25 protein-coding genes are annotated in these 26,485 nt (G+C 67.6%); 11 read left to right on the top strand and 14 right to left on the bottom strand.

Annotated features, from left to right (window positions below):
- Positions 1–12 precede the first annotated feature (12 nt).
- The 4 genes from GORHZ_RS15320 to GORHZ_RS15305 are packed head-to-tail and all read left to right on the top strand — an operon-like array spanning position 13 to position 3,489.
- Entirely contained in the window at positions 13–1,038 is a 1,026-nt protein-coding gene (locus tag GORHZ_RS15320) for a D-2-hydroxyacid dehydrogenase (RefSeq protein WP_040532178.1), read from the top strand.
- Positions 1,039–1,042: 4 nt separating this feature from the next.
- Complete coding sequence (locus GORHZ_RS15315; protein ID WP_006334441.1) at positions 1,043–2,071, top strand: TtfA family protein; 1,029 nt, start codon at positions 1,043–1,045, stop codon at positions 2,069–2,071.
- 57 nt (positions 2,072–2,128) lie between these two features.
- The gene (locus GORHZ_RS15310) at positions 2,129–2,713 is read left to right on the top strand and encodes an orotate phosphoribosyltransferase (RefSeq protein ID WP_006334440.1); all 585 of its coding nucleotides are present in this window, start codon (positions 2,129–2,131) and stop codon (positions 2,711–2,713) included.
- 2 nt (positions 2,714–2,715) lie between these two features.
- Positions 2,716–3,489, top strand: a complete 774-nt coding sequence (locus GORHZ_RS15305) for a TrmH family RNA methyltransferase (RefSeq protein WP_006334439.1) — start codon at positions 2,716–2,718, stop codon at positions 3,487–3,489.
- 129 nt (positions 3,490–3,618) lie between these two features.
- Here GORHZ_RS15305 and GORHZ_RS15300 read toward each other — a convergent pair whose 3' ends face one another.
- The 6 genes from GORHZ_RS15300 to GORHZ_RS15275 all read right to left on the bottom strand — a co-directional run bounded on the left by GORHZ_RS15300 (position 3,619) and on the right by GORHZ_RS15275 (position 11,428).
- On the bottom strand, positions 3,619–5,103 hold the full coding sequence (locus GORHZ_RS15300) for a long-chain-fatty-acid--CoA ligase (RefSeq protein WP_006334438.1): 1,485 nt from the start codon (positions 5,101–5,103) through the stop codon (positions 3,619–3,621).
- Between the two features lie 262 nt (positions 5,104–5,365).
- A complete protein-coding gene (locus GORHZ_RS15295) occupies positions 5,366–6,850 on the bottom strand; it encodes a long-chain-fatty-acid--CoA ligase (protein ID WP_006334437.1) in 1,485 nt (494 codons plus the stop codon).
- 28 nt (positions 6,851–6,878) lie between these two features.
- Positions 6,879–8,285 carry an SRPBCC family protein gene (locus GORHZ_RS15290; protein WP_006334436.1) on the bottom strand — a complete coding sequence of 469 codons (1,407 nt, stop codon included), beginning with the start codon at positions 8,283–8,285 and terminating at the stop codon, positions 6,879–6,881.
- 9 nt (positions 8,286–8,294) lie between these two features.
- Complete coding sequence (locus tag GORHZ_RS15285; protein WP_006334435.1) at positions 8,295–9,308, bottom strand: alpha-ketoacid dehydrogenase subunit beta; 1,014 nt, start codon at positions 9,306–9,308, stop codon at positions 8,295–8,297.
- Positions 9,305–10,372, bottom strand: coding sequence for a thiamine pyrophosphate-dependent dehydrogenase E1 component subunit alpha (locus GORHZ_RS15280; protein WP_006334434.1), 1,068 nt, complete (start codon positions 10,370–10,372; stop codon positions 9,305–9,307). Before GORHZ_RS15280 ends, GORHZ_RS15285 begins: the two co-directional genes overlap by 4 nt.
- A gap of 57 nt (positions 10,373–10,429) precedes the next feature.
- Positions 10,430–11,428, bottom strand: a complete 999-nt coding sequence (locus tag GORHZ_RS15275) for an NAD-dependent epimerase/dehydratase family protein (RefSeq protein WP_006334433.1) — start codon at positions 11,426–11,428, stop codon at positions 10,430–10,432.
- 140 nt (positions 11,429–11,568) lie between these two features.
- On the opposite strand from GORHZ_RS15275, the gene GORHZ_RS15270 reads away from it, so the two are divergent.
- Complete coding sequence (locus tag GORHZ_RS15270) at positions 11,569–12,342, top strand: MerR family transcriptional regulator (protein ID WP_006334426.1); 774 nt, start codon at positions 11,569–11,571, stop codon at positions 12,340–12,342.
- A 90-nt stretch (positions 12,343–12,432) separates the two neighbouring features.
- Here the strand turns inward: GORHZ_RS15270 and GORHZ_RS15265 are convergent, their stop codons facing one another.
- From GORHZ_RS15265 to GORHZ_RS15250, 4 genes are all read right to left on the bottom strand, one after another.
- On the bottom strand, positions 12,433–13,179 hold the full coding sequence (locus GORHZ_RS15265) for a maleylpyruvate isomerase family mycothiol-dependent enzyme (RefSeq protein ID WP_006334425.1): 747 nt from the start codon (positions 13,177–13,179) through the stop codon (positions 12,433–12,435).
- Positions 13,180–13,189: 10 nt separating this feature from the next.
- Positions 13,190–14,008, bottom strand: a complete 819-nt coding sequence (locus GORHZ_RS15260; protein ID WP_006334424.1) for a fumarylacetoacetate hydrolase family protein — start codon at positions 14,006–14,008, stop codon at positions 13,190–13,192.
- 52 nt (positions 14,009–14,060) lie between these two features.
- Positions 14,061–15,086 carry a cupin domain-containing protein gene (locus GORHZ_RS15255; RefSeq protein ID WP_051998946.1) on the bottom strand — a complete coding sequence of 342 codons (1,026 nt, stop codon included), beginning with the start codon at positions 15,084–15,086 and terminating at the stop codon, positions 14,061–14,063.
- A gap of 174 nt (positions 15,087–15,260) precedes the next feature.
- The gene (locus GORHZ_RS15250; protein ID WP_006334422.1) at positions 15,261–16,058 is read right to left on the bottom strand and encodes an IclR family transcriptional regulator; all 798 of its coding nucleotides are present in this window, start codon (positions 16,056–16,058) and stop codon (positions 15,261–15,263) included.
- Between the two features lie 137 nt (positions 16,059–16,195).
- On the opposite strand from GORHZ_RS15250, the gene GORHZ_RS15245 reads away from it, so the two are divergent.
- Positions 16,196–17,443, top strand: coding sequence for an FAD-dependent monooxygenase (locus GORHZ_RS15245; RefSeq protein WP_006334421.1), 1,248 nt, complete (start codon positions 16,196–16,198; stop codon positions 17,441–17,443).
- A gap of 73 nt (positions 17,444–17,516) precedes the next feature.
- Here GORHZ_RS15245 and GORHZ_RS15240 read toward each other — a convergent pair whose 3' ends face one another.
- Positions 17,517–18,236 (bottom strand): DedA family protein, encoded by a 720-nt coding sequence (locus GORHZ_RS15240; protein WP_040532206.1) that lies wholly within the window; start codon positions 18,234–18,236, stop codon positions 17,517–17,519.
- 132 nt (positions 18,237–18,368) lie between these two features.
- Between GORHZ_RS15240 and fbaA the strand changes: the two genes are divergently transcribed.
- A complete protein-coding gene (gene fbaA, locus GORHZ_RS15235; RefSeq protein ID WP_006334419.1) occupies positions 18,369–19,406 on the top strand; it encodes a class II fructose-bisphosphate aldolase in 1,038 nt (345 codons plus the stop codon).
- A gap of 154 nt (positions 19,407–19,560) precedes the next feature.
- Here the strand turns inward: fbaA and GORHZ_RS15230 are convergent, their stop codons facing one another.
- Both GORHZ_RS15230 and GORHZ_RS15225 read right to left on the bottom strand, forming a co-directional pair.
- Positions 19,561–19,800 (bottom strand): hypothetical protein, encoded by a 240-nt coding sequence (locus GORHZ_RS15230; RefSeq protein WP_157205200.1) that lies wholly within the window; start codon positions 19,798–19,800, stop codon positions 19,561–19,563.
- Positions 19,797–21,782, bottom strand: a complete 1,986-nt coding sequence (locus tag GORHZ_RS15225) for an Rv0361 family membrane protein (protein ID WP_157205199.1) — start codon at positions 21,780–21,782, stop codon at positions 19,797–19,799. Before GORHZ_RS15225 ends, GORHZ_RS15230 begins: the two co-directional genes overlap by 4 nt.
- Positions 21,783–22,093: 311 nt before the next feature.
- On the opposite strand from GORHZ_RS15225, the gene GORHZ_RS15220 reads away from it, so the two are divergent.
- From GORHZ_RS15220 to GORHZ_RS15205, 4 genes are all read left to right on the top strand, one after another.
- Entirely contained in the window at positions 22,094–22,531 is a 438-nt protein-coding gene (locus GORHZ_RS15220) for a DUF3151 domain-containing protein (protein ID WP_006334416.1), read from the top strand.
- Positions 22,528–23,631 carry an FUSC family protein gene (locus tag GORHZ_RS15215; protein WP_006334415.1) on the top strand — a complete coding sequence of 368 codons (1,104 nt, stop codon included), beginning with the start codon at positions 22,528–22,530 and terminating at the stop codon, positions 23,629–23,631. Before GORHZ_RS15220 ends, GORHZ_RS15215 begins: the two co-directional genes overlap by 4 nt.
- A gap of 91 nt (positions 23,632–23,722) precedes the next feature.
- Positions 23,723–24,643: a cation diffusion facilitator family transporter gene (locus tag GORHZ_RS15210; RefSeq protein ID WP_006334413.1), complete on the top strand. Its 921-nt coding sequence runs from the start codon at positions 23,723–23,725 to the stop codon at positions 24,641–24,643.
- 63 nt (positions 24,644–24,706) lie between these two features.
- Positions 24,707–25,354: a pyridoxamine 5'-phosphate oxidase family protein gene (locus GORHZ_RS15205; RefSeq protein ID WP_040532203.1), complete on the top strand. Its 648-nt coding sequence runs from the start codon at positions 24,707–24,709 to the stop codon at positions 25,352–25,354.
- A gap of 28 nt (positions 25,355–25,382) precedes the next feature.
- On the opposite strand, the gene GORHZ_RS15200 is transcribed toward GORHZ_RS15205, so the two are convergent.
- On the bottom strand, positions 25,383–26,465 hold the full coding sequence (locus GORHZ_RS15200; protein WP_006334409.1) for an ABC transporter ATP-binding protein: 1,083 nt from the start codon (positions 26,463–26,465) through the stop codon (positions 25,383–25,385).
- Positions 26,466–26,485 lie beyond the last annotated feature (20 nt).

The following is a 26,485-nucleotide window of genomic DNA, read 5'->3' as shown; positions in this document are numbered from 1 at the left end:
TACGGTGGGGCGGTGGCTGCGGAATCTCCGATCATCGCTATCCTCGGTGCCCCTGGTGTTCCCGATCCGCCGAACCTCGACGAGATCGGGGAGCTCGCCGAGATCCGGCACTGCACCGCGGACACGCTGCCGAAGGTCCTGTCGGGCGCCGAGATCCTGCTGGTGTGGGACTTCTTCTCCCGCGCGCTGAAGGACAACTGGGGTGAGGCCACGAGCGCGCTGCGCTGGGTGCACGTCTGCGCGGCAGGGGTCGACTCGCTGCTCTTCGACGAGCTGCGCGTCTCACCCGTCGTGGTGACCAACGCCGCCGGCGTCTTCGACGGACCGATCGCCGAGTTCGTCCTCGCGTCAATCCTCGCCCGCGACAAGCAGATCCATCTGTCCCGGCGTCTGCAGTCGCAGCAAACCTGGCGCCACCGTGAGACCACCAGGACCGCGGGGACCTCGGCGCTGGTCATCGGCACCGGCGGTATCGGACGTGCGGTCGCGCGGCTGCTGCGCGCCGTCGGCATCGACGTCGCGGGCGCCGGTCGCACCGCCCGCGAGCACGATCCCGATTTCGGTGTGGTGCACGAGACGGCACGGCTTTGTGGGGTCGTCGGTGACTTCGACACCGTCGTCGCCATCGCACCGCTGACCCCACAAACCGAACGGATGATCAACGCCGAGGTCCTGCGGGCCATGCGGCCTGACGCCCACCTCGTCAACGTGGGTCGCGGACAGCTCGTCGACGAGCCCGCGCTCATCACCGCGCTGCAGACGGGTGAGATCGGCGCCGCCTCCCTCGACGTGTTCACCGAGGAACCCCTCGACCCGGCGAGTCCGCTGTGGGCGATGGACACCGTCGCGATCTCCCCACACATGAGCGGCGACGTCGTGGGGTGGCGCTCAGAACTCGCCGACCAGTTCCTCGCCAACCTGCGCCGTTACCTCGATCGAGAGGACCGGTCGCCGGCGGAGGTCCTGCGCAATGTGGTCGACAAGGATCGAGGCTATGTCGTGACCGCAGGTCGGAACACCGGCGATAGTAGGGTGTAGTGCGATGACCATCGTGTATTTTGTGATCGCTGCGCTGGCGCTGGCCGGTGCCGTCGCCCTGTTGTGGCTGGACCGCCAGCGTTCGAACGTCGCGCGGCATCAGCGCGCCATCTGGGGCGATCAGCACGAATTCAAGTTCCGCGAATCGGACACCAAGCTCCGCAAGGTGTTCCGCCGGGCCACCATGAACGTCCCGGACCACATCCAGGTTCGCGACGTCGCGTTCGGCCACTACGGCGGCGCCGAGGCGGCGGTGTTCGACCTCGCCGAGACCGCGACCGTGATCGCGGTGCGCCGCGCGAACCCGTCGTCGGTGATCGTCGACCTGCGTCACGAGGACGTGCTGGCCCCTGCCGAGGAGGATGTCGAACTGCTCGGTGCGATGGGGCCGCGGGTGATGTTCTCCAACAACCTCGACGTCGCCCGGCGCGTCTGCGACCGCCGCATGGTCGCCCTGGCCAACACCGCGCCACCGTTTATCGAGGTGCTGTGGAACGAGGGCGAGTGGGTGCTCGGGTCCATGCCGCTGACCACCGACAACGAGCGCCTCGACACCGGGCTGCAGGTCGTGCGCCGCTTCGCCGATCTGCTCCGGGTGCTGCCACCGGTCGTCGACCCGCAGGAAGCCCCCGATCCCCGCGACCCGCACGGTCCCATCCGGGCCGAGTACGCCGACGAGAAGACCGAGTCGATGCGCGACAAGCAGCGCCGTGCCCGCATGGCGGCGGCCGAGTCGACCGGACCCGACACGGGCACGGCGCCCGAATCGGGCGCCGAAGCACCGGCGCCGACGCGCGCGTGGAGCGCCGCGAACGACTCGACATCGCCCGCGTCGTCGACGGCGAGCCGACGCATGAAGCCGATGCCGGTGCGTGGCCCGGCGCGGCCGCCGACCGGTTCGTGGCGCACCACCGACCCGGACGCCGAGGCCCCGAACCCACCGGCGAACCCGGAGCGTGCGGCGCGGCCGTACGATATGCCCCCGAGGTCGTCGTCGCCGACGGACCGTCCGAATCGACATCGCCGGAACTGAACTCGGTCGGGTCCGTCATCGCCCACCGGTCCACCCCAGCGAGAAATGAGCCGTGACATGCCGTCGTCAGCGCCCGTACCCCCGTCCGTGAATCCGCCCGCGGTCAACGCCGACGGGCGTGCCCGCCTCGCCGAACTGGTCACCGAACTGGCGGTGGTGCACGGTCGGGTGACGCTGTCGTCGGGCCGCGAGGCCGACTACTACGTCGATCTGCGTCGTGCGACCCTGCATCACGAGGCGTCACGCCTGATCGGCAGCCTGATGCGAGAATTGACGGCGGACTGGGACTACCGGTCCGTGGGCGGCCTGACGCTGGGCGCGGATCCGGTGGCGACCTCGATCATGCATGCGCCCGGGCGCGAGATCGACGCGTTCGTGGTGCGCAAGGCGGCGAAGACCCACGGCATGCAGCGACGCATCGAGGGTCCCGACATCGCCGGCCGCAACGTCCTCGTCGTCGAGGACACGTCGACGACGGGTGCGTCCCCCTCGGCGGCGGTGGAGGCCGCCCGCGAGGTCGGGGCGACCGTGATCGGTGTGGCCACCGTCGTCGACCGCGCGACCGGTGCCGACGAGGTGATCACCGCGCTCGGCGTGCCCTACCGGTCGCTGCTCGGGCTGGACGACCTCGGACTGGCCTGACCATGGAACAGGCCGCCCCCACCGAGCGGCAGGCCAGATCGAACCCCGACGCGACGGGCGTGCACGCAGCCGGCCCCACCGAGTGGCAGGCCGGAACGAACCCCGACGCGACGGGCGCTCACGCAGCCGGCCCCACCGAGTGGCAGGCCGGAACAACCGTCGGGGTGGGGCCGTGGGCTGACGAACACGACGGCCCTGCGCCCACCGATGCGCGTTTCGACCCGGACCTGCTCGCCGAAGGCGACACCCGCAACGTCGTCGACGCCTACCGCTACTGGACCCGCGAGGCGATCGTCGCCGACATCGACAGCCGCCGCCACCCGTTTCACGTGGCGATCGAGAACTTCGCCCACGACGCCAATATCGGGACGGTCGTGCGCACCGCGAATGCGTTCGCGGCCGCTGCCGTGCACATCGTCGGGCGGCGCCGCTGGAATCGTCGCGGTGCGATGGTGACCGACCGATATCAGCATCTGCGCCACCATGATTCGGTCACCGAGCTGATGGAGTGGGCACGCACCGAGAACCTGGCCGTGGTCGCCGTCGACAACACGCCGGGCGCGCAACGCCTCGAGACCGCCGACCTACCGCGCGACTGCGTGCTGCTGTTCGGGCAGGAGGGGCCGGGTGTCAGCGACGACGCTCAGCGTCACGCCGACCTCACGGTGTCGATCGCCCAGTTCGGGTCGACCCGAAGCATCAACGCCGGGGTGGCCGCCGGGGTCGCGATGCACGCCTGGATTCGGCAACATGCCGATCTCGATCGTGCCTGGTGACCGTGGGCGCACGGGCCGGTCCCTGAAAACCTCACGTGAGCGGGATGCTGCGTACACAGAGTGTCGATAGCGTCTCTGCGGGTGCGAGGTCTTCGGGGCGGGTGCGAGCGGGCGAGAGAACCTCTCGGATCAGCCGACCTTGATCTCGCGTTTGAGGATTTTGCCGGTCGGGCCGAGTGGTAGCTCGTCGACGATGCGGACGACGCGGGGGTACTTGTAGGCGGCCACGCGGTCTTTGGTGTACTGCTGGATTTCGTCTTCGGTGACCGTCATGCCGGGTTTGACGGTGATGACGGCGGCGACCTCTTCGCCGTGCATCTGGCTGGGGATGGCGACGACGGCGGCGCTGGCCACGGCGGGGTGTCCGTACAACACTACCTCGACTTCGCGCGGGTAGACGTTGTAGCCGCCGCGGATGATCATGTCCTTGGCGCGGTCGACGATGTAGTAGTAGCCGTCGTCGTCGCGTCGGCCGATGTCGCCGGTGCGGAACCAGCCGTCTTTGAGGACGGCGTCGGTGGCCTCGGGGTTGCCGAAGTAGCCCTTCATGACGTTGTGGCCCTTGATGGCGATCTCTCCATCGGAACCCTCGGGCACCTCGTTGAAGTCCGCGTCGATGAGCTTGAGTTCGACGCCCTCGACCGGTTGACCGACCGAGCCTGCTTTGCGTTCGCGGTCGGCGTGGTTGAAGGAGGCGACGGGCGAGGTCTCCGACAGTCCGTAGCCTTCGAGGAGCATGGCGTCGTAGGCCTCCTCGAATGCGGTGAGGATCTCGACGGGCAGCGCCGAGCCGCCCGAGACGCAGCGGGTGAGGCTCGAGGTGTCGTACGTCCCGCGATCGGTGAACTGTGACAGTGCGACGTACATGGTCGGCACGCCACCCATGTGGGTGACCTTGTCGCGTTCGATGATCTCCAGGGCGCGCTGCGGGTCGAAGCGGGGCAGCAGTGTGAGGGTTGCGCCGGTCAGCACCGATGCGTTCATCATGCAGGTCTGTCCGAAGACGTGGAACAGGGGCAGTCCGCCGAACACCACATCACCGGCGGACAGGCCGATCAGACGGTCGCTTGCGCACACCTCGGCGTTGCGGACCATGTTCGCGTGGGTGAGTTCGGCTCCCTTCGGTGCGCCGGTGGTGCCCGAGGTGTAGAGGATGACCGCGGTGTCCTCGCCGTCGCGCGCAGCGGCTCTGGTCGCTGCGTGAGACGTCACGTGGCCCGTGAATGTCGCGGGATCGACCTCGACGAAGGTCGCGCCGGCGTCGGCGGCGCCCTTGGCGGCCTGCTCGGCCACGCCGTTCCATGCGAAGAACACCGTGGCGCCGCTGTCGCGCAGGACGTGGGCGAACTCCCGGTCCTTGTAGAGCGGGTTCATCGGGACGACGACACCGCCGGCCCAGAGGATGCCGTAGTACAGGATCGGCATCTGGGCGATGTTCGGCAGCGACACCGCCACCCGGTCACCCGGCTCGATGCCGAGATCGCGCAGCCACCGCGCGGTCCGTGCGGCAAGGCCGCTGAGTTCGGCGTACGAGATCTCGGTGTCGTCCATCTTGATCGCGATGACGTCGGGGCGACGTTCGGCGGTCTGACGCAGGTTGTCGGTGAGGGTCATGGCGAGATCCTTTGTGGTCGGGTGTCAGGCGTTCGGGTGTTCTGCGGCCTGAGCCCGTGCGTCCGTGACGAGTACTTCACCGGCGTGCAGACAGATTGCACCGATATATTTCAGTAAATACTGTTACACAACAGTAACAATGACAATACTCACTGTCAAATGTAGTTGGTGATCGGCGGAGGATCACATGGCCCCGAAACGACCGTGTCGTCGGCGCTCCCAGTGGGAGCACCGACGACACGGGTGTGCAGTTACCGAGCGGTCAGGAGATCTTGATCTCGCGTTTGAGGATTTTGCCGGTCGGGCCGAGTGGTAGCTCGTCGACGATGCGGACGACGCGGGGGTACTTGTAGGCGGCCACGCGGTCTTTGGTGTACTGCTGGATTTCGTCTTCGGTGACCGTCATGCCGGGTTTGACGGTGATGACGGCGGCGACCTCTTCACCGTGCATCTGGCTGGGGATGCCGACGACGGCGGCGCTCGCGACGGCCGGATGCCCGTAGAGGACCTCCTCGACTTCGCGGGGGTAGACGTTGTAGCCGCCGCGAATGATCATGTCCTTGGCGCGGTCGACGATGTAGTAGTAGCCGTCGTCGTCGCGTCGGCCGATGTCGCCGGTGCGGAACCAGCCGTCCTTGAGTACCTTCTCGGTCGCCTCGGGGTTGCCGAAGTAGCCCTTCATGATGTTGTGACCCTTGATGGCGATTTCGCCATCCGAGCCCTCGGGCACTTCGTTCCACTCCGGGTCGACGAGCTTGAACTCCACACCCTCGACCGGCTGCCCGACCGAGCCCGCTTTGCGTTCGCGGTCGGCGTGGTTGAACGAGGCGACCGGCGAGGTCTCCGACAGTCCGTAGCCCTCGAGAAGCATGGCGCCGTAGGCCTCCTCGAAGCCGCGGAGGATCTCGACCGGCAGCGCGGAACCGCCGGACACGCAACGCCGCAGGCTTGACGTGTCGAAGCGGTCGCGGTCCGGGAACTGGGTCAGCGCGACGTACATGGTCGGCACGCCGCCCATGATGGTGACCTTGTCGCGTTCGATGATCTCCAGGGCGCGCTGCGGGTCGAAGCGGGGCAGCAGGGTCAGGGTCGCGCCGGTCAGCACCGCCGTGTTCATCATGCAGGTCTGTCCGAAGACGTGGAAGAGCGGGAGCCCGCCGAACACGACGTCGCCGGCGGACAGGCCGATCAGACGGTCGCTTGCGCACACCTCGGCGTTGCGGACCATGTTCGCGTGTGTGAGTTCGGCTCCCTTGGGCGCGCCGGTGGTGCCCGAGGTGTAGAGGATGACCGCGGTGTCCTCGGCGGCCCGGTCGGTGACCGCGATCGGCTCGTGGGCCAGCACCTGTCCGCTGAACGTGGCGGGGTCGACCTCGAGGAAGGTCGCGCCGGCCTCGGCTGCACCCTTGGCGGCCTGATCGGCGACACCGTTCCAGGCGAAGAACACCTTGGCGCCGCTGTCGCGCAGGACGTGGGCGAACTCCCGGTCCTTGTAGAGCGGATTCATCGGGACGACGACGCCGCCGGCCCACAGGATGCCGTAGTAGAGGATCGGCATGTGCGGAATGTTCGGCAGCGATACCGCCACCCGGTCGCCCGGCTGCACGCCGAGTTCGCGGAGCCATCCGGCGGTCTTCGCGGCCAGCCCGTTCAGCTGGGCGAAGGTGATCTCCGCGTCGTCCATCTTGACGGCGACAGTGTCCGGATACTGCTCTGCGGTACGCCGCAGATTGTCGGTGAGGTTCATCAGAAGTCCTTTCGGAGGATCGCTGGCGTCAGATCTTGGTGCGCTCGGCTGCGCGTGCGAGTCCGTCTGCAAGGGTACGCACCATGCGCCCCGTGATGGCAGCAGATCCCGGTAATAGCGTGCGGTACTGCGCCTCCCAGGTGATCGTGCTGCCGCCGGACGCATTCGCCTCGACGCTGATGAAGCTGTAGTAGCGCTTCATACCGGGCGCACCCTTGGCCGTGTACTCCATGCGGTGGGGTGCCTCGGCCGCGATGATCTGCTCGGTGACCGCCATGCCGGCCGGTCCGCCGCTGAGCTTGCGGATGAGTCCGACGCCGTTGTCGTCGCCGCCGCTGAGGATCTCGGAACGCTTGAACGGCGTCCAGTCGGCCATTGTCGCGTGGTCGTCGAGCACCGCCCACACCTGTTCGGGCGTGGCGGATGTCCGAGCGGTGGCGCTGACGCGCTTGAGCGGCGGTTGCTTCTCGGTGAAACCAAGCTCGAGCAGACCGAGCGGGTCGACCCGGCGACGCTTGCCCTTGCTGCCGTGCCAGAGCAACTCGATCGAGAAGCCCATCGGGTCGTTGACATACGAGGCGTACCAGAGCTTGTCGACGACCGTGCCCTTGGTGGTGTTCGGCTCGATGCCGCGCGTCTGTCCCTTCTGGACGAGGGCGTCGAGTGATGCCCGATCCTCGAGGCCGAGAGCGATATTGAGGATGCCGAGGTCACTGATGTGGTAGCCGGTCGGCCACGGCTTGCCGATCGGGTCGAGGTACTGCACGACCTCGAGGAACGCGTCGCCGGCATGGACGACGAACGACTCACGGGTGGAACCCGCCAGACCCCAGAGCTTTTCGTGCTCGGCGTCGTGCAGGGAGAGGTCCACCTCGGACAGCCCCATCACGTCGACCCAGGTGCGGCGGGCCTCGGCGAGGTCGGGCACCGACAATGTCACGAACCGGGCGATCGCCGGGGTGTCCGGGCGTGGGCCCATCCCGTCGGTCCGCGGGTCTGATTCCATGATCTCCAGCAGGATCCCGTCGGGATCGGTGACGCACACGCGTCGCGACCCGAGCAGTCCCATCGGTTCGGTCAGCAGGCCGACGTTGCGGCGGGCGAGCGCCTCGAGTGTCGCGTCGAAGTCTTTGACGTGGAAACCGACTGTGGTGTAACCGATGTCGGACGGACGCCAGTCGGCGGGCACCGGCTTCGGGTGTGGCTTGGAGAACTCGAAGAGCTCCATCTGGAATCCGGGCGTGCCGTCGAGCATCCACCAGCAGACGCTGGTGGCGCCCGGCACGTTCTGGACGTCCTCGGAGCCGAGCAGCGGAATGAACGCGTGCGTGCCGCCGGCCTCGGTGAACCCGAAGATGTCGCGGTACCAGCGCTGGGAGTGCTGGACGTCGCGCACGCTGAGTGCGATCTGAACGAGGGGCAGTGTTGTGGTCATGTCGGTTCCTCAGGCAAGAGATTTGGCGGCCGCTGCGATGCGTTCCGCGTTGGGGAGTGCCGCGTATTCGAGATGCGGCGCGAAGGGGATGGTCTGCTCGACGGCGACCCGCGCGTAGCGGGCGGTGGTGCCGGATTCGAGTAGCAGAGCGGCGATCTCGCCGGTCAGTCCGCCGCGGCTGTAGTCCTCGTCGGCGACGACGACGCGGCCGGTGCGACCCACATGTTCGACGATGGCCTCGGTGTCGAGCGGGGCGAGGGTACGTAGATCGAGCACGGTGGCCTCGATTCCGTCGGCGGCGAGCGCGTCGGCCGCCTCGAGGCAGCGGTGCACACCGATGCCGACCGACACCAGCGTGATGTCGGACCCGGTGCGGCGGGTGGCCGCCTTGCCGAACGGGATCGGCGTGACCACGTCGGGAACCTCGCCGATGGCGCCGGCCTTGGGCTGCACCGGGGTGAGATCCAGGGTGCTGCGCTGGTCGCCCCCGAGGTAGTCCAGGATCTGCTGGTCGAGCAGTTTGGGGGTGAGGAAGACGGTGAACTCGTCGCTCTGCACTGCTGACAGCATCAGACCGGCGGCGTCGGCCGGGGTGGACGGCACGACGACCTCGGTCGACGGATACGAGGAGAGACTGCCCCAGAAGGTCTGCTCGTGCTGGCCGCCGTCGGCGTACCAGCCGCCGACACCGGCACGCAGCACCATCGGGATGTTCCAGCGGCCGCCGGAGAAATCCTTGAACTTGGAGCCGGCGTTGGCGATCGCCGACCAGCCGACCATGCCGAAGTCGATCATGTACAGCTCGACCACCGGTCGCAGTCCGGCCATGGCGGCGCCGATACCGGCGTACATGAACCCCTGCTCGGAGATCGGAGTGTCACGGACCCGCTCGGGTCCGAAGCGGCTCTGCAGCACGCGGCGCAGAATCTCGACGTCCTCGCCCCAGGTGACGACCGACGGGTCGGCGGCCATCGCCTGGCCGAGGGCGTGGTCGACGGCTTCGTCGTAGCGCATGATGGTCATCGGGTTCCTCCTGTGGTGACGCCGAAGCCGAGGCGATTGCCGACTCGGGCGCGGACTGCGGTGATGGCGGCGAGAACTTCGGCTCGCTCCTGGGCTTCGATGGTGGCCGCGGCTTCTGCCCCGACCAGGGAACGGCCGCGGCGGACCGGGTCCTTGCGGGTGTTGAGGGCCATGTCCCGGGTGAACCGGCCGGCGCGCTTCCCGACACCGACCATGGCGCGCACCTTCTCGCCGGTGGTGCCGCTCGCGGAGTTGGTGAATCCACCCATCAGCTCGGGGACCCACACCGACAGCTGCTGTTTGGGCTGACGCAGCAAGCCGACGAGCGGGTCGCCCTCGAGGTGTCCGTTGGGGCGATGGCACGTCACATACAGGAACCCCGGGCCCTTGCCGGCACGGGCGCGGTCGATGAGCTTGCCGGCCGCGCGGTGGACGTCGGCCACCTTGTGCCCGGCAGCCGTCTCGACGTGGAGGCCGAATCCCTTGGCGCGCTGCACCGGGGTACCGGCGGTCTGGTCGCTGGAGTACGTGGTGATGCCCCACTTGTTGTCCTTGCAGACGAACACCACGGGCAGGTTCCATGCGACGGCCATGTTGTAGGCCTCCATCATCATGCCCTGGTTCATCGCGGCCTCACCGTGGAAGGTGACGGCGACACTGCCCGGGTTGGCCCGGGTGTGGGCGATGGCCTGGCCGACGGCCAGCGGACCGCCTGCGCCGACGATGCCGTCCGCACCGGCATTGCAGTCCGGGTCGAAGATGTGCATGTGGCCGGCCATCCCGCGGGCGATGCCCTCATCGGAGCCGAGCACCTCGAGCATCAGTGCCTCGAGATCGATGCCGCGGCCGACGAACGGGCCGGTGTTGCGATGATCGAGCGCCAAGGTGTCGGCGTCGTTCAGATGTGCGAGAACGCCGGCGTTGATGCCCTCCTCGCCGTGGGCCGAGTGGTATTCGCCGGGGACGAGTCCGTCCTTCCATGCTTCGACAAATGCTTCGTCGACCAGTCGCATCCGGACCATCGTCCGGTAGATCTGGGCGGCGTTCATCCGGTTGTTGCTCATCGGTGACCTCCGTCAATCGTTTTGTGGTTCATTGGGTTTCAACTTGGTTGGTGAGTTCTAGATGAGGCCTTCGGCGCGGGCCCATGCCTTCTGGCGCGCCATGCCCTCTTCGTAGGAGACGACGGGCTTGAAGCCGAGGACCGTGCGCGCCTTCTCGTTGGACACGACGACGTGGCGGTTGAACATGTGCATGAGGGCCGGACCGAGCTCGCTCTTCATGCCGAGGCGGCGCTGCAGCTTGCCGACGGCGCCGAGGGCCGGGATGGCGACCTTGATCGGCACCGACGTGATCTTGCCGCCCGGGACCCAGGAGGCCAGTTCGCCGAAGTACTCGGCGCAGGTGCGGATCGATTCCTCGCCGAAATTGAAGATCTGGCCGTCGACAGCTTTGCCGTCGGCGGCGAGCAGGAGGACCATCGCGTCAACGAAGTTGTCGATGTAGATCACGTCGAACACGCCGGAGCCGTGTTCGGGCAGGATCATCTGGTTCTTCTTGATCATCGCCAGCGGCTCACGAATCCAGACCGAGCCGGGACCGTAGACGTCGGCCGGGCGCACGATGACGGTTTCCATGCCGCGCTTGCCGTTGGCGAGGACCGTCAATTCGGAGTTCGTCTTGGTGTCGGTGTAGGTGCTCACGCCACCGGTGACCCGGGTCGGGTAGTCCTCGGTCACGTGATCGGGGTACTCCCACCCGTAGGCCGCGATCGAACTGAGGTGCACGAACCGGCCGACGCCCGCGTCGACCGCGGCGTCGAGCACCTTCTTGGTGCCCAGCACGTTCACCTCCCACGCCTGCCCGACGGGTGCAACGGTGCTGACGATCGCCGCGGTGTGGACCACCGCGTCGACGCCCTCGAGTGCATGTGCCCAGGTCGACGGGTCAGTGGTGCTGCCGGCGACTATCCCCTCGGCTGGATTCGCGACGAGGTCGACACCGGTGACGGTGGCGCCGAGCTCACGCAAGCGGGCGGCGAGAGTACGGCCGATGAAGCCGCCGGCGCCGGTGATGAAGACCTTCGACGGGACCGTCGGGTTGGGGCGTGCGTCCGACATGGGTACCTCCTGTGGTGAGCGCCTACGGTAAGCGCTGCTGTGTGTCAGTATTAACTGTAATACGACAGTAAGATGAGTCACACGTCGCTGTCAAGTGTGTTTGGTGGCTAGTGTGTGTTGTCGCACCAGGAGGTGATTTCATGAGAGGCATGACAGTGAACGACGCCGCTGGAGAGGTTGGGTTCACGCTCGCCGAACTCGAGAAGGTCGCGGAGGTGCCCGCGCGGACGATCCGCTATTACCAGTCCGAAGGGTTGCTTCCGCGTCCGGTACGCAAGGGTGGCCAGGCGGTCTATGGGTCGGCGCACCTGGAACGCCTAAGGTCGATCGCGGCGTTGCAGGCCCGTGGCCTGCGGCTGCAGACGATCCGCACGGTGCTGGGCGACTCCGGCGAATCGCAGAGCAGTGTCGTCGATCTGCTCGGGCCCGCTATCGCCGGGGCTGCGTGGCTGGCCACCTCGAGCCGGGAACTTGACGAGGGAGAACTCGCGGATCTGCTCGGCGAGGCCTATCCGGATCAGGTGCCGGCGCTCGTCTCCACCGGTTATCTCGAGCGGCGGACGACGGCTGACGGGCGTAAGGTCTGGTTCTGTGAGAGTGTCCCCCAATTGCGCGGTGCCCTCGAAATGTATTCCATCGGAAGCGATTTCGAGTTAAGTGCATGGTCCGCAGACGCAATGCGCGAAAGCATGCGGGAACTGTGCGAGCGCTACGTCGTGAGGTGGATTTCCGAGCGTGGCCACTTGTACGCAGGCACGATCGAAGATCTCGAGACGAATCTGGAACGGATACGAGCGGTCGCCTGGCAGTCGGCGGCCCACGTCATGGCCGAGGAGATCGGCAGAGCGATTGCGCATGCCGACGAGATCCGGGAACGGATGGAGGCGGGAGAGTTCACCGCCGATGGCGGATAGCGGGGCGTAGGCGAGCGCGGAACACGCAGAACTCCCAGTTACACACGGGATTTCGTGTGTAACTGGGAGTTCTGTGTGTTCGTGGGTGTGTCAGATCCAGCGCGGTGGCGTGACGCCCTCGGCGGTGGTGATGCCGTCGGTCGACCGGCCGCACATCCAGCCGACAACCGCGGCGAGTGAACCGCTGACCTCGGTGCGGGCGCCCACGAACGCGGGGTCGACGTCGGTGACCGGTTCGCCGGCGGGCATCAGGCGCAGCTCCGCGCCGTCGCCATTTCGGCGCCATCCGCTCAGCACGTCGTCGAACAAATCGACCAGCACGGGCTCGGGGAACTCGGCAAACGATGCTCCCGAACCGAGGTCGACGGTGTGAATCCACACCTCGCGGGTGCGCAGCCAGGCGGTTTCCGACGCCGGCACGGTGCGTCCCTGCATGGTGCGCACTTCGTGCGACCAGCGATCCGCCGGCAGGTGGCGCCAGCCTTCGTCGAGACGGGCTGCGGTGTGGTCGAACAGATTCCGCAGTGCCGCTGCGGGCAGCGTCGCACCCTCCTCGATCTCGGTGTTGCGCTCTTCGAACGAGGGATACATCGGTGTCTCCACACCGGTGTCCGCCCAAGCGACGAGGTTGCACAGCGCCGCCGCGTTGTAGCCGACATGGGCGACGACGTGTTTGCGCGTCCACCCGGCGAGCGCCGACGGGACGTCGAGGTCGGCGTCGCTGATCTGCGCGAGGTGTCGCGCAAACCAGGCGGTGCCGTCTCGGGCCGTCGTCAGGCGCTCGTCGAGGGACAGTTCGTGGAAACCGCGGGTGTCGCGAGAGGTGTTGTCCGCCACGGATGTCACGTTACTTGACAATGGTCTTGTTCCGAACCGTGCCGAGTCCTTCGACGGTGACCTCGACGGTCTGGCCGTCTCCGACGTAGCGGGCGGGCTTGCGGGCGTGTCCCACCCCGCCGGTGGTACCGGTGATGACCACGTCACCGGGGTTCAGCGTGACGATGTGCGAGATGTACTCGACGAGAGCGGCGGGCTTGAACACGAGATCATCGGTGGTGGAGGCCTGCATGACCTCGCCCTCCAGTCGCGTCTCGATTCGTGTGCCGAGCCGGTAGTCGGTGTCCATCCACGGCCCGAATCCGCTGGTCTTCTCGAAGTTCTTGCCCTGATCCCACTGCAGCGTGCGGTATTGGTAGTCGCGCATCGTGTAGTCGTTGATCACCGAGTAGCCGGCGATGTGGTCGGCGGCGTCGGCCTCGGAGACCTGGTAGGCCTGCTTGCCGATGACGAATGCCAGCTCGGCCTCCCAGTCCAGCTCGCCAGCCGCGTAGGCGGGGACGACGACCTCGTCGTAGGCGCCGGTCAGGGCATCGGCGACCTTGACGAACAGGGTGGGGTAGGTGGGCAGGTCGCGGCCCATCTCCTTGATGTGCGACGCGTAGTTCAGGCCGACGCAGAACATCTTGCCGGGTCGGGGAACGACAGGCGCGTAGTCGGCGTCGGTGAGGGCGATGGTCGTGCCGTGCGCGCCTTCGGCGATGGACTTCCAGTCGTCGGCCCCGAGCAGCGTTCCGAGGTCGGAGAAGCCGTCGATGACTGTGGCGGTGGTGTCGTCGATGCGGGCGGCGACGGTGCTGCCGCCGATGCGTAGGGTGGCGAGTTTCATTGGGTTCCTCGGGTGGGGTGGGGTGATCGAGACCATCGGCGGGATGGAATGGTCAGCGGCTGATCTGGGTGCGGTCGAAGTGCAGACGCTCCATGATCGGGGCGTCGGAGAAGGCGAACAGGTCGATGCCGTCGTCGCTGGCCAGCGACCAGGGCACCCAGGAGGGCACGACGACCAGGTCGCCGGTCGACAGGGTTCGGGTGTCCTCGGCGAGGGCGATCTCAGCCTTGCCGTCGAAGACCTGGAAGACGGTCGACCCGACGTCGCGGCGCGTCGCGGTCTGGGTGCCGGCGGCCAGGCGGTGGAACTCGGCCCGGATCGTCGGCATCACGTCCCCACCGGTCGTCGGGTTGGTGTAGCGCACCGCGGCGTGGCCGGGTTCGGTGGTCGCGGCGTAGCCTTCGGCCTCGAGTGAGAGCTGTTCACGCAGGGCGGCATCGGTGTGTTCCCAGCGGTAGGCGGCGATCGGCGAGCTGGTCTTGGCGTCGAGGCCCACGAGGGGGCGCAGACCAGGGTGACTCCACAGGCGCTCGGACCGGGAGATGTGCGGCATCGACTCGTCGGTGACGCCGTCGGACCCGTATTCGAAGAATCCGGTGTCCGCGTAATAGCTGAACGGGATGTCGAGGCCGTCGATCCACACCATCGGGTGATCGGTCTCGTTGTGGTGGCCGTGGAAGTTCCAGCCCGGGGTGAGCAGGAAGTCGCCGCGGCGCATGGCGACCGGGTCGCCGTTGACGACGGTCCACACGCCCTCGCCCTCGACCACGAAGCGGAAGGCGTTCTGGCTGTGCCGGTGTTCGGGTGCGGTCTCGCGCGGGCCGAGGTACTGGATCGCCGCCCACATTGTCGGGCTGACGTAGGGGCGACCGCCCAGCCCCGGGTTGGCGAGCGCGATCGCGCGGCGCTCGCCGCCGCGGCCGACTGGCACCAATCGTCCGGCCTCCTCGGCCAGGGGGAGCAGTTCGTCCCACCGCCACACGTAGGGCACGGCTTGTGGGGTCGGTGTCATCGGCATGAGGTCGCCGATCTGGGTCCACAGCGGATTGAGGTGTGCGGCGGCGAACGAGGCGTACATCTCGTCGAGCGCGGTCTGGTTCACGGCGTCGGCCCCGTCCGCCGCGGCGTCGGCCGGGCTGTTGACGGTTGTGGTCATCTCGATCTCCATCGGTCATGTTGCGGATCACTCGGATCACCCGACGGTAGAGGCGAGCACCGAGGAATCTCGATGCTTTTCTGATCAGCAGAAATCTCAGGGCTCGATGTCGGCCACCTCGATCTCGATCTCGCGGATGCAACGCCGGAGCTGACCGATCAGCGGGCCGCGGGTGTGCTGCTCGTAACGGTTGGCCGGGACCGCGACCGTGATGGCGCCGATCGCGCTGCCCCGCCCGTTGTGGATCGCCATGCCGAACGCGGCCACCCCGTCTTCGGAGAGTTGCAGGTTGATGCCCACGCCGCTGTCGCGGACACCGCGCAGCTGGCGGCGGAACTCGTCGAATTCCGCACGCGGCAGTCTGGGGTCGGTGGCGTCGCCGTCAACCATCTCCGCAGGACGCAGATAGAGCTGTTCGAGCACGTCGTCATCGAGTTCGGCGAGAAGGGCCCGGCCGCCGGCGGTGCGGTGGGCGTCGAGCACCTGTCCCTGCCGGTCGCCGATCCGCAGAATCGTGGCCGCTTCGGCCGAGTAGAGAAAGCGGGCCTGGGTGCCGACCCGGATGACCAGGTTGGTGGTCTCACCGGTCTGTGCGGTGAGAGCCTCCATGTAGGGGCGGGCGCGATCGGTGAGGTCGCGTGTCCAGCCCTGACGTGCAGGTCCGGCCCCCATCGCCGGTCCCGGGTGGTAGAGGCGATGTTCGTCCTGCACGGCGAATCCCCGGTAGACGAGCATCGCGAGCAACCTGTGGGCGGTGGAGTTCGCGACGCCGAGCTCGGCCGCTGCGTCCGAAAGGCGTAGTGCGCCGACGTCGCGCAGCATCTCGAGCAGGCGCAGGGCGTTGTCGACGGACGTGATCGTGTACGACGGCCGCTCGATGACACGTTTCTGCATAGCAGAACTGTATTGCCGGGTGCTCGCGGTGTCCATCACGGTGGTCGGTATGACCCCGGCCACGACAGCGTGCCCCGTAGTCCTCTGACCGCACGCTTTCGATTCCGCTCACATCACCTACAACAGGAGTCACCATCATGTCCTCTCTGTCACAATCCCGAGTCCTGATCGCCGGTGGCGGTATCGGCGGTGCCGCGGCCGCCCTCGCGCTGGCCCGAAAGGGTGCCTCGGTCACCCTGTTCGAGCGGTCAGCCGAGTTCGGCGAGGTCGGCGCCGGTCTCCAGATCGGCCCGCACGGGTCACGCATGCTCGAGTCCTGGGGTCTGCTCGACACCGCCCTCGCGCGTGGCGTGCTTCCCGGCAACCTGGTCTTCCGCGACGCGGTGACCACCGAGGAGCTGACCCGCGTGGACCTCGGCGTGGACTTCCGGGCGCGCTACGGCGGCCCGTACTTCGTCATCCACCGCAGCGACTTGCACTCGATACTCATCGAGGCGGCACGGGATGCCGGGGCCGAACTGCTCACCGGTCAGACCGTCGACGATGTCGTCACCGAAAGCAACCGCGCGGTGCTGACCACCGCCGACGGCAGGACCCACGAGGCCGACGTCGTTCTCGCCATGGACGGACTGAAGTCGCGGCTCCGGGCCAAGATCTCCGACGACGAGCCGGTGTCGTCCGGCTACGTCGCCTACCGCGGGACATTCCCGATGGACGAGGTGCCGGCCGGGCTGGGCATCACCCCCGGCGCCGGGAGCGAAGCGAGCGGGCCGCTCACTGACGTCGTCGGCTACATCGGGCCGGGTTGCCACTTCATCCAGTACCCGCTGCGCGGTGGGACGATGCTCAACCAAGTCGCGGTCTTCGAATCGCCGGGCTTCAAGGCCGGCAAGGCGGAATGGGGCGGCCCGGACGAACTGGAACACGCCTACGACCACTGCCACCCGACGGTGCAGTCGGCGACCGACCACCTGTGGCGCGACCGGTGGTGGCCGATGTATGACCGTGGGCCGATCGACAACTGGGTCGACGGACGCATGATCCTGCTCGGCGACGCCGCGCATCCCCCGCTGCAGTACCTGGCGTCGGGTGCGGTCATGGCCATCGAGGACGCCAAGTGCATCGCCGACTATGCCGAGGAGGAGCTGGCCCTGGGCGTCCCGGATGCTTGGGACCGGACGCTGGCCGCGGTCAATGCCGAGCGCGCGCCGCGCTGCAACCGCATCCTGACGACGGGGCGGATGTGGGGTGAGCTGTGGCACCTCGACGGCACCGCGCGGATCGCCCGCAACGAGCTCTTCCGCAGCCGGGACACGTCGAGCTACCGCTACACCGACTGGCTGTGGGCCTATTCGAGCGATCGCGCACCCGCCGTGGCGGTCTGAGCCGACAACAGAATGTATGAAGCCGGCTCCGCGTGGCGGAGCCGGCTTCATACGATCGTGGGACGGTCCGCGATCAGACGGTGTCGGAGGCCTCGGCCGGGCTTGTAGTGGCGGTGGCGGCGACCTTCTTGGCCGCCCGCCGACGCCGGTACCACTCGATGAACATCGGTGCCACGGAGAGCACCACGATCAGGATGAAGATGGGCTCGATGAGCTTCTGCACGATCTCGAAGCGGCCCAGCCAGTAGCCCAGTAGCACGATGCCCGCACCCCAGACGATGGCGCCGACGACGTTGTAGAGGAAGAACACCGAGTACTTCATGCGCGCGGCGCCGGCGACGATCGGGGCCAGAGTGCGCACGATCGGAACGAAGCGGGCCAGGAAGATCGTGATCGGACCGTGCTTCTCGAAGAACTCGTGGGCCTCGGTGAGGTAGCGCTCCTTGAGGAACCGCGCGTCGGGCTTGAACATCTCGGTGCCGATGAAGCGGCCGATCCAGTAGCCGACCTGGCCACCGAGGATGGCCGCGATCGGAACGAAGACCAGGAGCTGCCAGAGTTCGGCGAACTGCTCGATACCCTCCTTGCCGCCCGCGGCCACCACCATGCCGGCGACGAACAGCAGAGAGTCACCCGGTAGGACCGGGAACAGCACACCGGATTCGATGAAGATGACCAGCAGCAGCCCCCAGAATGCCCAAGCACCGAAGTAGCCGAGGAGCGTCACCGGGTCGAGGAAGCCCGGCATGAGGGCGACGTTGGTCGTGGTCTGGGCGAGAACTGAGTCGATCACGGGTCTCAAGGGTACCTGCTCATCCTGTGTGTCCATTTCAACGCGACTGCACGCGCCGCATCGGGGCTTGACATACTGGACGGGAGTCAGCAGTCGCAAGCGTTTAAGCCTTATCCGGTTGGAGGACGTCAGATGCCCATAGCAACCCCAGAGCAGTACGCGGAAATGTTCGACAAGGCCAAGGCAGGGGGCTATGCCTTCCCTGCGATCAACTGCACGTCGTCGTCGACAATCAACGCGGCCATCAAGGGCTTCGCGGACGCCGGCAGCGACGGCATCATCCAGTTCTCCACCGGCGGCGCCGAGTTCGGCTCCGGTCTCGGTGTCAAGGACATGGTGACCGGTGCGGTCGCGCTCGCGGAGTTCGCGCACGTGATCGCTGCGAAGTACGACGTGACGATCGCGCTGCACACCGACCACTGCCCGAAGGACAAGCTCGACACCTACGTGCGTCCGCTGCTCGCGATCTCGCAGGAGCGCGTCGACGCCGGCAAGAACCCGCTGTTCCAGTCGCACATGTGGGACGGCAGCGCGGTGCCACTGACCGAGAACCTGGAGATCGCCAAGGAACTCCTCGCCAAGGCGGGGTCGGCCAAGATCATCCTCGAGGTCGAGATCGGCGTCGTCGGCGGTGAAGAGGATGGCGTCGAGGCTGCCATCGACGACAAACTGTTCACCACCCCCGAGGACTTCGAGCGGACACTCGACGCACTCGGCGCCAGTGACTCGGGGAACCGCTACCTGCTGGCGGCCACCTTCGGCAACGTCCACGGCGTATACAAGCCGGGCAACGTCAAGCTGCGCCCCGATGTGCTCAACACCGGCCAGGAGGTCGCGGTGAAGAAGCTCGGCCTCGCCGAGGGTTCCAAGCCATTCGACTTCGTGTTCCACGGTGGTTCGGGCTCGCTCAAGAGCGAGATCGAGGAGGCACTCAGCTACGGCGTGGTGAAGATGAATGTCGACACCGACACCCAGTACGCCTACACCCGTCCGATCGCCGGGCACATGTTCACCAACTACGACGGTGTGCTCAAGGTCGACGGCGACGTCGGCAACAAGAAGACCTACGACCCGCGTGTCTGGTCGAAGAAGGCCGAGACCTCCATGAGTGAGCGCGTCGTCGAGGCGTGCACCGACCTCAAGTCGGTCGGCAAGTCGATCAGCGCCTGATCCACCACCTCAGAATCAACAGCGCCCGGCGATGGCCGGGCGCTGTTGCATTCCGGGGGCGCCCCGAGATGCGCTCGGAAACGGAGACGTCGACGATCCGTCGATGGTGCCGCTGGATGGGGCGCTTGTGCGGGAGCGGGTCAGTGACGCCACGTCACATGGTGGCGAGGCCGACGATCACTCCGATGGCGAGTGCACACATGACGAGTGCGGCGAGCACCACCGAGGGCTCGACGCGTCGTCGCGAGGGGCGCGCCGGCGACGTGGGCATTTCTTCTCGGCGCGCATGCAGCGGCCGGGTAGGCGGCTCGAAGTAGTAGCCGTGCGGCGGGGGATCGGTCTGTCCGTGTCCCGCGTTCTGCATGGGCGTCCAGGTCGGTCGGGCACCGGTCACTGTGGCGTGCACACCTTCCACTCGTCTCCGGATTTCTCCAGGTTGATCGTCACCGTCTGCGGTTCGTCGGGGCTGTTGGCATGGACCGCGGAGACCTCGACGACCGCTTGCTCGCCGTTGCCGGTCAGCTTGACCGCGGTGATGTCGTTGACCTGTACGAGTTCGTCGCGGGCCTTCTGTCCGTCATAGATCTTCTGGAAGTCCGCGTCGCTGATCGACGTGTAGAACTGGTGGCGTTCGCCGCAGGTGATCGACCGCAGCGTGGTGAGGTCGCCCTCGTAGAGCGCGGTCGCGAACGTCTGTGCGGCGTCGGCGGCCTCGTCCTCGGGAGCGGGCGGACGCAGGTTCAGATACGCGTACACGCCGCCGATCACCGCGGCGATGACGGCGACGAGAGCGACACCCGCGACCACGAACGGCCAGCGCCGCCGGTGTGTACCTGGCTCGGCCTGTTCGGTCGTGCCCGGGATGACGGTGGGCTTGTGTGCGGTCGTCGACCAGCCGTCGGCGGCGGAGGAGTTCTTCGATGTGGCGGCCGCGGTCGTGGTGGTGGCTGTCGCCGCCGCCAACGGCTTGGTCATCATCGACGTCTCGGCGTCGTCGCGTGACTCCTCGGAGTCGGAGTCGACCTGCGTGTCGTCGGCGTCGGTCTCGACGGGTTCGGCGGCCGACATCACTGTCGTCTCCGTGTCGCCGGAACCGTCGGCGCTCGACTCTTCGGCGCTGAATTCTTTGGTGGCAGAGTCCGAGTCGCCCGCGTCTTCGGCGGTGTCGATGGCCTCGGCGTCGTCGGTGGCCGACTCGGTCTTAAGGACTGAGGTCTCGTCGACGTCGGTCCACTCGTCGGTCGCGTCGATCTCCGACAGGTCGTCGAGTTCGGCGGGGTCGGGCAGGTCGTCGCGGCGGATGGTGGTCGTGGCCGAATCGCTGGGACCGATCCGTGCCGCCGTCACCGCCGCGGCCCCGGCCGCAGCGCCTCCCGCTGCGCCGCCGAGGGCGTCGATGTTCTCGAGATCCTCGAGGTCGGCGGTGTCGGGCAGATCCTCACGCCGGATCACCGTGGTTGCCGAATCGATGCCCCGTCCGCCCTTGGGGACCGGCCGGCTCGTCGCGGGTGCCGGGGCCGGTGTGGAGTCGTCGGTGTCCTTGGCGTCGTCGCTGTCGTCGCTGTCGCTGTCGGCGACTGGTTCGACGGTGGCATCGACCTGTTCGACGGTGGTGTCGTCGGTGATGTCGGTGTCGGTGTTCGCCGACGGGTCGTCGGTCGGCCCATCGCCGGTCTGGTCGTTGTCCGAGGAGTCGTCGACCTGCTCGGCTGCGTCGTCGGACTGAACGGCGTCGGACTGGACGGCGTCGGGTTGGTCGGCGCGTTGGTCACCGTCGCTCAGGTCGTCCGCGGTTTCGGACACGGCGGTCTCGGACGCCGCATCGCCGTCGGACGGAATCTCCTCGGACCCGGTGTTCGCGTCGGACCCGGCATCCGCCTCGGACACGGTGCCCTCGTCAGACACGGTGCGCTCGTCAGACACGGTGCCCTCATCAGGCACGGTGCCCTCGTCGGTCGGACCGGCTTCCTCGGGCGCATCGTCCTCGGCCGCGGTGTCGACGTCCGTGTCCTCGACCTGGCTCGCCTCGTCTACGTCGGTCGCTTCGTCGGTGGGGGTGTCCTCGGCGGGAGCGGAGTCGGAGTCGGTGGCGGTCGCATCCGGAGCCGTTGGCGCCGCGTCGTTGGTGACATTGGTCTCTGCCTGGGTGTCCACCGGGGCCTCGACGACGTTGTCGCGATCCTCGCCGGCCCGGGCCATCCCGTCATTGGTGTTCGTCGCGTCCGTCACCGGTGAATCGCTGCCCTTCGTGATGTCAGTGATGTCGACCACCGGTTCCTGCGGACCCCGGCGGACGTGGTTTGCCCGGCGCTCACGCCACGCGGAGAATGCGCGGCCCACCAGGGAAGACTTCTGGTCACCTTGTGTTGGCGGCATCGTCGTCTACACCTGCCTTGTCCGGAGTGAATGTGGTCGCGGTCGGTGTCCTTCGACACCGGCGGCACCGGCATGGAACCCCGGGTCCCCTGCATTGCGGCCGATCGCGTCATTCACACTAGCGAAATCCTGCTCGGATCGAGCATTCAGTGTCTTGTGACACCGTTGTCTTTTGGTGAGCAGGCGTGCGTGTGCTCCCCATCAGGCAGCCTCGCCTTGCGACGGGGCAGTCCCGGTCTTGCCCAGCGGGTGACCGCGGTATCGGGGCGTGGCCAGGGTCCGGGGCGATGCGGTGGTGCTTGAATGGAACGGTGACTTCCTTCGGAGATCTCCTGGGCCCGCAACCGGTTCTGCTCACCGGCGACGACGAGGCCGAATCGGACCTGCTCAACGGTGCCGACCCGGCCGCGACGGCCGCCGCCCATCCCACCGCGTCGATCGCGTGGGCGTACCTGGCCGAGGCGGCGCTCGAGGCCTCCGATTCGGGGTCGTCGATCGCGAAGGTCATCGAGGCCTACGCCTACGCCCGCACCGGCTACCACCGCGGTCTGGACCAGTTGCGTCGGCACGGATGGAAGGGCTTCGGCCCGGTGCCCTGGAGCCACGAACCCAACCAGGGCTTCCTCCGGTGCGTGGGTGCCCTCGCCCGTGCGGCCGAGGCGATCGGCGAGGAGGAAGAACACCTCCGCTGCCTCGACCTTCTCAACGACAGCGACCCCACCGCAGCGCAGCACCTCGGATTGGCTTGATCGACCGCCTGCGCCGCCGGCTCGACGGGTTGCCGCAACCGGTGCGCCAGCGCATCCGGCGGCTGTGGCTGTCGTTGGTACCGATCGGGCAGTGCGCCGTGGCCGCCGGTCTGTCGTGGTGGATCGCCGTCAACGTGTTCGACCACCCACAGCCCTTCTTCGCGCCGATCGCGGCCGTCGTGTCGATGGGTCTGTCCCTGGGCAAACGGTGGCGGCGGTCGGTCGAACTCGTCAGCGGGGTGGCCATCGGCATCCTCGTCGGTGATCTGCTGGTGTCGCAGATCGGGACGGGCACCTGGCAGATCATCGTCGTGGTCGCGCTGGCCATGGTGCTCGCGGTGTTCCTTGACGACGGTCCGCTGATCCCGATGCAGGCCGCGTCGTCGGCGGTGCTGGTGGCGACGTTGCTGCCGCCCGGCGGCGTGGCCGGATTCCACCGCGCCATCGACGCGCTGATCGGCGGCGTCGTGGGTATCGCCGTGGGGGCGCTGTTCCCGGTCAATCCGGCCCACCGTGCGCGTCGCGACGCGGCCGGGGTCCTCGCGACCATGCGCGACGCCGCACGCAAGCTGGCGGGCGGATTGCGGGCGATGGATGAGGCGACGGTGTCGGCCGCCCTCGAATCCGCCCGCGGCACGCAGGAGGCCATCAACACCATGCGCGCCGACATGCGGGGCGGTCGCGAAGTGAGCACGATCTCACCGCTGTACTGGAGTTCCCGTGACCGAGTGGCGCGGATCTCGGCCACCGCCGATCCGATCGACAACGCCGTGCGCAACTTCCGCGTCGTCGCCCGGCGGGCGCGGGGGATGACCCAGCGCGGCGAGCCACTGCATCCCGAGATCATCGACATCATCGCCGACATCGGCGAGGCCTTCGAGGTGCTGCGCGGGATGATGATCGCCGACCCGGGTGGCGAACCCGACCAGGCCGACGCCGCGCGGGTGTTGCGTAGCATCACCCGCCGTGCGCGTGCCGACCTCGTCGCCGACAGCTCACTCTCGGAGACCGCGGTGATGGCCGAGGTGCGGTCGCTGCTCATCGACATGCTGATGATCGCCGGCCTGCGCCGCTCGTCGGCGGTGGCCACCTTGCGCTGACTCTGTGCGCGGTGCCGGGGGCGGGCACAAGGTCCCTTTGGATCGAACCACGCTTGTCACATATGCGAAGCCACTTATATATTGACGACAAATGGGTCACTCACACGCACACGGACACAGCCACACCGAGACCGCCGGACCGGTGGCGCATCGTCGGATCTGGCCGATGGCATTGGCCGTCGCGGTCATCGGCGGCTACTTCGTCGTCGAACTCGTCACCGGCCTCGTCGTCAATTCGCTGGCCCTGATCGCCGACGCCGGACACATGCTGACCGATGTGGTCGCGCTGGGTATGGGCCTGGCCGCTCTGCTCCTGGCCAAGCACGGCTCGACCACCGACGACCGCAGCTTCGGGTGGCACCGGGCCGAAGTGTTCACCGCCGTCGCCAACGCGGTCTTGCTGATCGGCGTCGCGGCCTTCGTCTTCTACGAGGCGATCCGGCGGGTCGGCACCGACCCGCAGGTGCCCGGCGCGACCCTCATCGTCGTCGCGCTGATCGGCCTCGCCGTGAACGTCGCCGTGATGTTCCTGCTGCGCGCCGATGCACAGAACTCCATCGCGGTCCGCGGTGCCTATCTGGAGGTCCTCGCCGACGCGGTCGGCAGCGTCGGCGTGCTGGTCGCCGGCGTCGTCGCGCTGACCACCGGATGGGGCTACGCCGACGTGGTGGTGGCCGTGCTCATCGCGCTGTGGGTGGTGCCGCGAGCGGTGCGGTTGGCCCTCGACGCGATGCGCATCCTGAACCAGCAGGCACCGGAGCACGTGGACGTAGAGGCATTGCGACGCGAACTCGCGGCGATCCCCGCCGTCGACGACGTCCACGACTTGCACGTGTGGTCGCTGACCACCGGGATGGACGTGGCGACCGTGCACCTGGGCAGCAACGGTCCCAACGGCGAGATCCTGACCGCGGCGCAGGTGGTGCTCGCGCGCTACGGACTCGAGCACTCGACGATCCAGGTCGATCCACGTGAGGTGCAGCAGAAATGCCACGACGAGCTGCACTGGTGAGGCCACCGACCCCGCGCCGATAAATCGGTGGAGGACCCCTTCGCCAACGGTCATGCTGGTGGCATGACCGCTGACCAGCTCGCCGGCCTGACCCGCAAACCCGAACGTGGCGGCGACCGCGCACTACTCGACGAAGTCCTCGACGAGGCGCAGATGGGTGTGCTGTCCACGGTCACCGACGACGGGTTCCCGTGGTCGGTGCCGATGCTGTGTGTCCGCGACGGGGATCGGCTGCTCGTGCACGGATCGTCGGGGGCCGGGGCGCTGCGCAACGTAGCCGCAGGCGCTCCAGCGACCTTCACCGCGTTCCTCGTCGACGGCATCGTGGTGGCCACCACGCTGTTCAATCACTCGCTGAACTACCGTTCGGCGGTGGTGCGCGGCAGGCTGACCCCCGTCCCCGACGACGAGGCGGCCCACGCCCTGGACGTGTTCTCCGATGCCATCCTGCCCGGTCGCAGCGCCGAGGTTCCCGACCACACCCGCAAGGAGCTTGCCGCCACCACGGTGCTCGCTCTGCCCATCGTCGACGGTCGGTGGCTGGCCAAGTCCCGTGCCGGGGGACCGGGTTCGCACCCCGACGCCGACGGCTGGACCGGCCACCTCCCGATGGGCATCACCTACGGCGAACCGGTCGTCGCGACCCCGGGTGACCTGCCGGGATCGGTGACCCGGCTCTACCGCCAGAAGATGAACAGATCCGAGCAGTAGAGCCGGGCCGGGTTCCCGTCGAACCGACCTACAGACGCACACCCGATTCCGAGTCCTCGAACAGATGCGCCCGCGACGTATCCGGCAGCAGTCGGACGCGGTCGCCCTTGCGAGGCGGGGCGGAGGCGTCCGCACGGGCGACGACGTCGATGCGAGCGCCGTCGGGGGCGATGACGTGGGCGAACACGTGTGCTTCGGAGCCGAGTTCCTCGATGACGTCGACGGTGGCCTCGATTCCATCGGCGGAGTCCAGAGGGCGGACCTCGATGTGCTCGGGGCGGACCCCGACCACCACGGTGTCGCGCGCACCGACCGCATCGCGGGTGGCGGGCACCACCAGCCCGGCGAGGCTGACACCGCCGTCGACCACCGGCACGCTCACCAGATTCATCGCCGGCGACCCCATGAAGCCGGCGACGAACCGGTTGGCCGGCGCGTCGTACAGTTCGCGCGGCGCCGCGCACTGCTGCAGCACACCGCCTCTGAGGACCGCGACCCGATCACCCATGGTCATCGCCTCCACCTGGTCGTGGGTCACGTACACCGTGGTGGTGCCCAGACGTGCCTGCAGAGAGGCGATCTGGGTGCGGGTGGCGACCCGCAACTTGGCATCCAGGTTCGACAGAGGTTCATCCATCAGGAACACCCGGGGCGAGCGGACGATGGCGCGGCCCATGGCGACGCGCTGACGCTGACCGCCCGAGAGCGCCTTCGGTTTCCGGTCCAGATAGTCGCCGAGGTCGAGGATGCGTGCCGCCTCGGCCACCCGGTCGGCGATGTCGGTCTTCGGCACCCCGGCGAGTTTCAGGGCGAAACCCATGTTCTCGGCGACGCTCATGTGCGGGTAGAGCGCGTAGTTCTGGAACACCATCGCGATGTCGCGGTCCTTCGGATCGACATCGGTGACGTCGTCGTCGCCGATCAGGATGCGGCCGTCGTCGACGTCCTCGAGGCCGGCGAGCATGCGCAGGGATGTGGACTTGCCGCATCCGGACGGCCCGACCAGGACGAGGAACTCCCCGTCCTCGATGTGCAGGTCGAGCGTCTGCACGGCGGGCTTGTCGGTGCCGGGGAACAGTTTGGTGACCTTGTCGAAGGTGATGGAGGCCATGGGGTGTCCTTTCTGAGCGA

Source organism: Gordonia rhizosphera NBRC 16068 (genome assembly GCF_000298195.1).
In the GTDB taxonomy this organism is placed as follows: domain Bacteria; phylum Actinomycetota; class Actinomycetes; order Mycobacteriales; family Mycobacteriaceae; genus Gordonia; species Gordonia rhizosphera.
The sequence above is the reverse complement of the archived record's forward strand: the minus strand, read 5'-3'. Positions and strand labels throughout refer to the sequence as shown.

What these genes read in the sequence shown, in the direction of transcription:
- GORHZ_RS15250 (WP_006334422.1), bottom strand. Translation starts at nt 16,058, where the DNA reads ATGCAGAAACGTGTCATCGAGCGGCCGTCGTACACGATCACGTCCGTC.
- GORHZ_RS15200 (WP_006334409.1), bottom strand. Translation starts at nt 26,465, where the DNA reads ATGGCCTCCATCACCTTCGACAAGGTCACCAAACTGTTCCCCGGCACC.
- GORHZ_RS15285 (WP_006334435.1), bottom strand. Translation starts at nt 9,308, where the DNA reads ATGACCATCATGCGCTACGACGAAGCCGTCGACCACGCCCTCGGCCAG.
- GORHZ_RS15290 (WP_006334436.1), bottom strand. Translation starts at nt 8,285, where the DNA reads ATGACCACAACACTGCCCCTCGTTCAGATCGCACTCAGCGTGCGCGAC.
- GORHZ_RS15280 (WP_006334434.1), bottom strand. Translation starts at nt 10,372, where the DNA reads ATGAGCAACAACCGGATGAACGCCGCCCAGATCTACCGGACGATGGTC.
- GORHZ_RS15315 (WP_006334441.1), top strand. Translation starts at nt 1,043, where the DNA reads ATGACCATCGTGTATTTTGTGATCGCTGCGCTGGCGCTGGCCGGTGCC.
- GORHZ_RS15210 (WP_006334413.1), top strand. Translation starts at nt 23,723, where the DNA reads ATGGGTCACTCACACGCACACGGACACAGCCACACCGAGACCGCCGGA.
- GORHZ_RS15305 (WP_006334439.1), top strand. Translation starts at nt 2,716, where the DNA reads ATGGAACAGGCCGCCCCCACCGAGCGGCAGGCCAGATCGAACCCCGAC.
- fbaA (WP_006334419.1), top strand. Translation starts at nt 18,369, where the DNA reads ATGCCCATAGCAACCCCAGAGCAGTACGCGGAAATGTTCGACAAGGCC.
- GORHZ_RS15225 (WP_157205199.1), bottom strand. Translation starts at nt 21,782, where the DNA reads ATGCCGCCAACACAAGGTGACCAGAAGTCTTCCCTGGTGGGCCGCGCA.
- GORHZ_RS15310 (WP_006334440.1), top strand. Translation starts at nt 2,129, where the DNA reads ATGCCGTCGTCAGCGCCCGTACCCCCGTCCGTGAATCCGCCCGCGGTC.
- GORHZ_RS15295 (WP_006334437.1), bottom strand. Translation starts at nt 6,850, where the DNA reads ATGAACCTCACCGACAATCTGCGGCGTACCGCAGAGCAGTATCCGGAC.
- GORHZ_RS15245 (WP_006334421.1), top strand. Translation starts at nt 16,196, where the DNA reads ATGTCCTCTCTGTCACAATCCCGAGTCCTGATCGCCGGTGGCGGTATC.
- GORHZ_RS15270 (WP_006334426.1), top strand. Translation starts at nt 11,569, where the DNA reads ATGAGAGGCATGACAGTGAACGACGCCGCTGGAGAGGTTGGGTTCACG.
- GORHZ_RS15260 (WP_006334424.1), bottom strand. Translation starts at nt 14,008, where the DNA reads ATGAAACTCGCCACCCTACGCATCGGCGGCAGCACCGTCGCCGCCCGC.
- GORHZ_RS15205 (WP_040532203.1), top strand. Translation starts at nt 24,707, where the DNA reads ATGACCGCTGACCAGCTCGCCGGCCTGACCCGCAAACCCGAACGTGGC.
- GORHZ_RS15275 (WP_006334433.1), bottom strand. Translation starts at nt 11,428, where the DNA reads ATGTCGGACGCACGCCCCAACCCGACGGTCCCGTCGAAGGTCTTCATC.
- GORHZ_RS15255 (WP_051998946.1), bottom strand. Translation starts at nt 15,086, where the DNA reads ATGTACGCCTCGTTCGCCGCCGCACACCTCAATCCGCTGTGGACCCAG.
- GORHZ_RS15300 (WP_006334438.1), bottom strand. Translation starts at nt 5,103, where the DNA reads ATGACCCTCACCGACAACCTGCGTCAGACCGCCGAACGTCGCCCCGAC.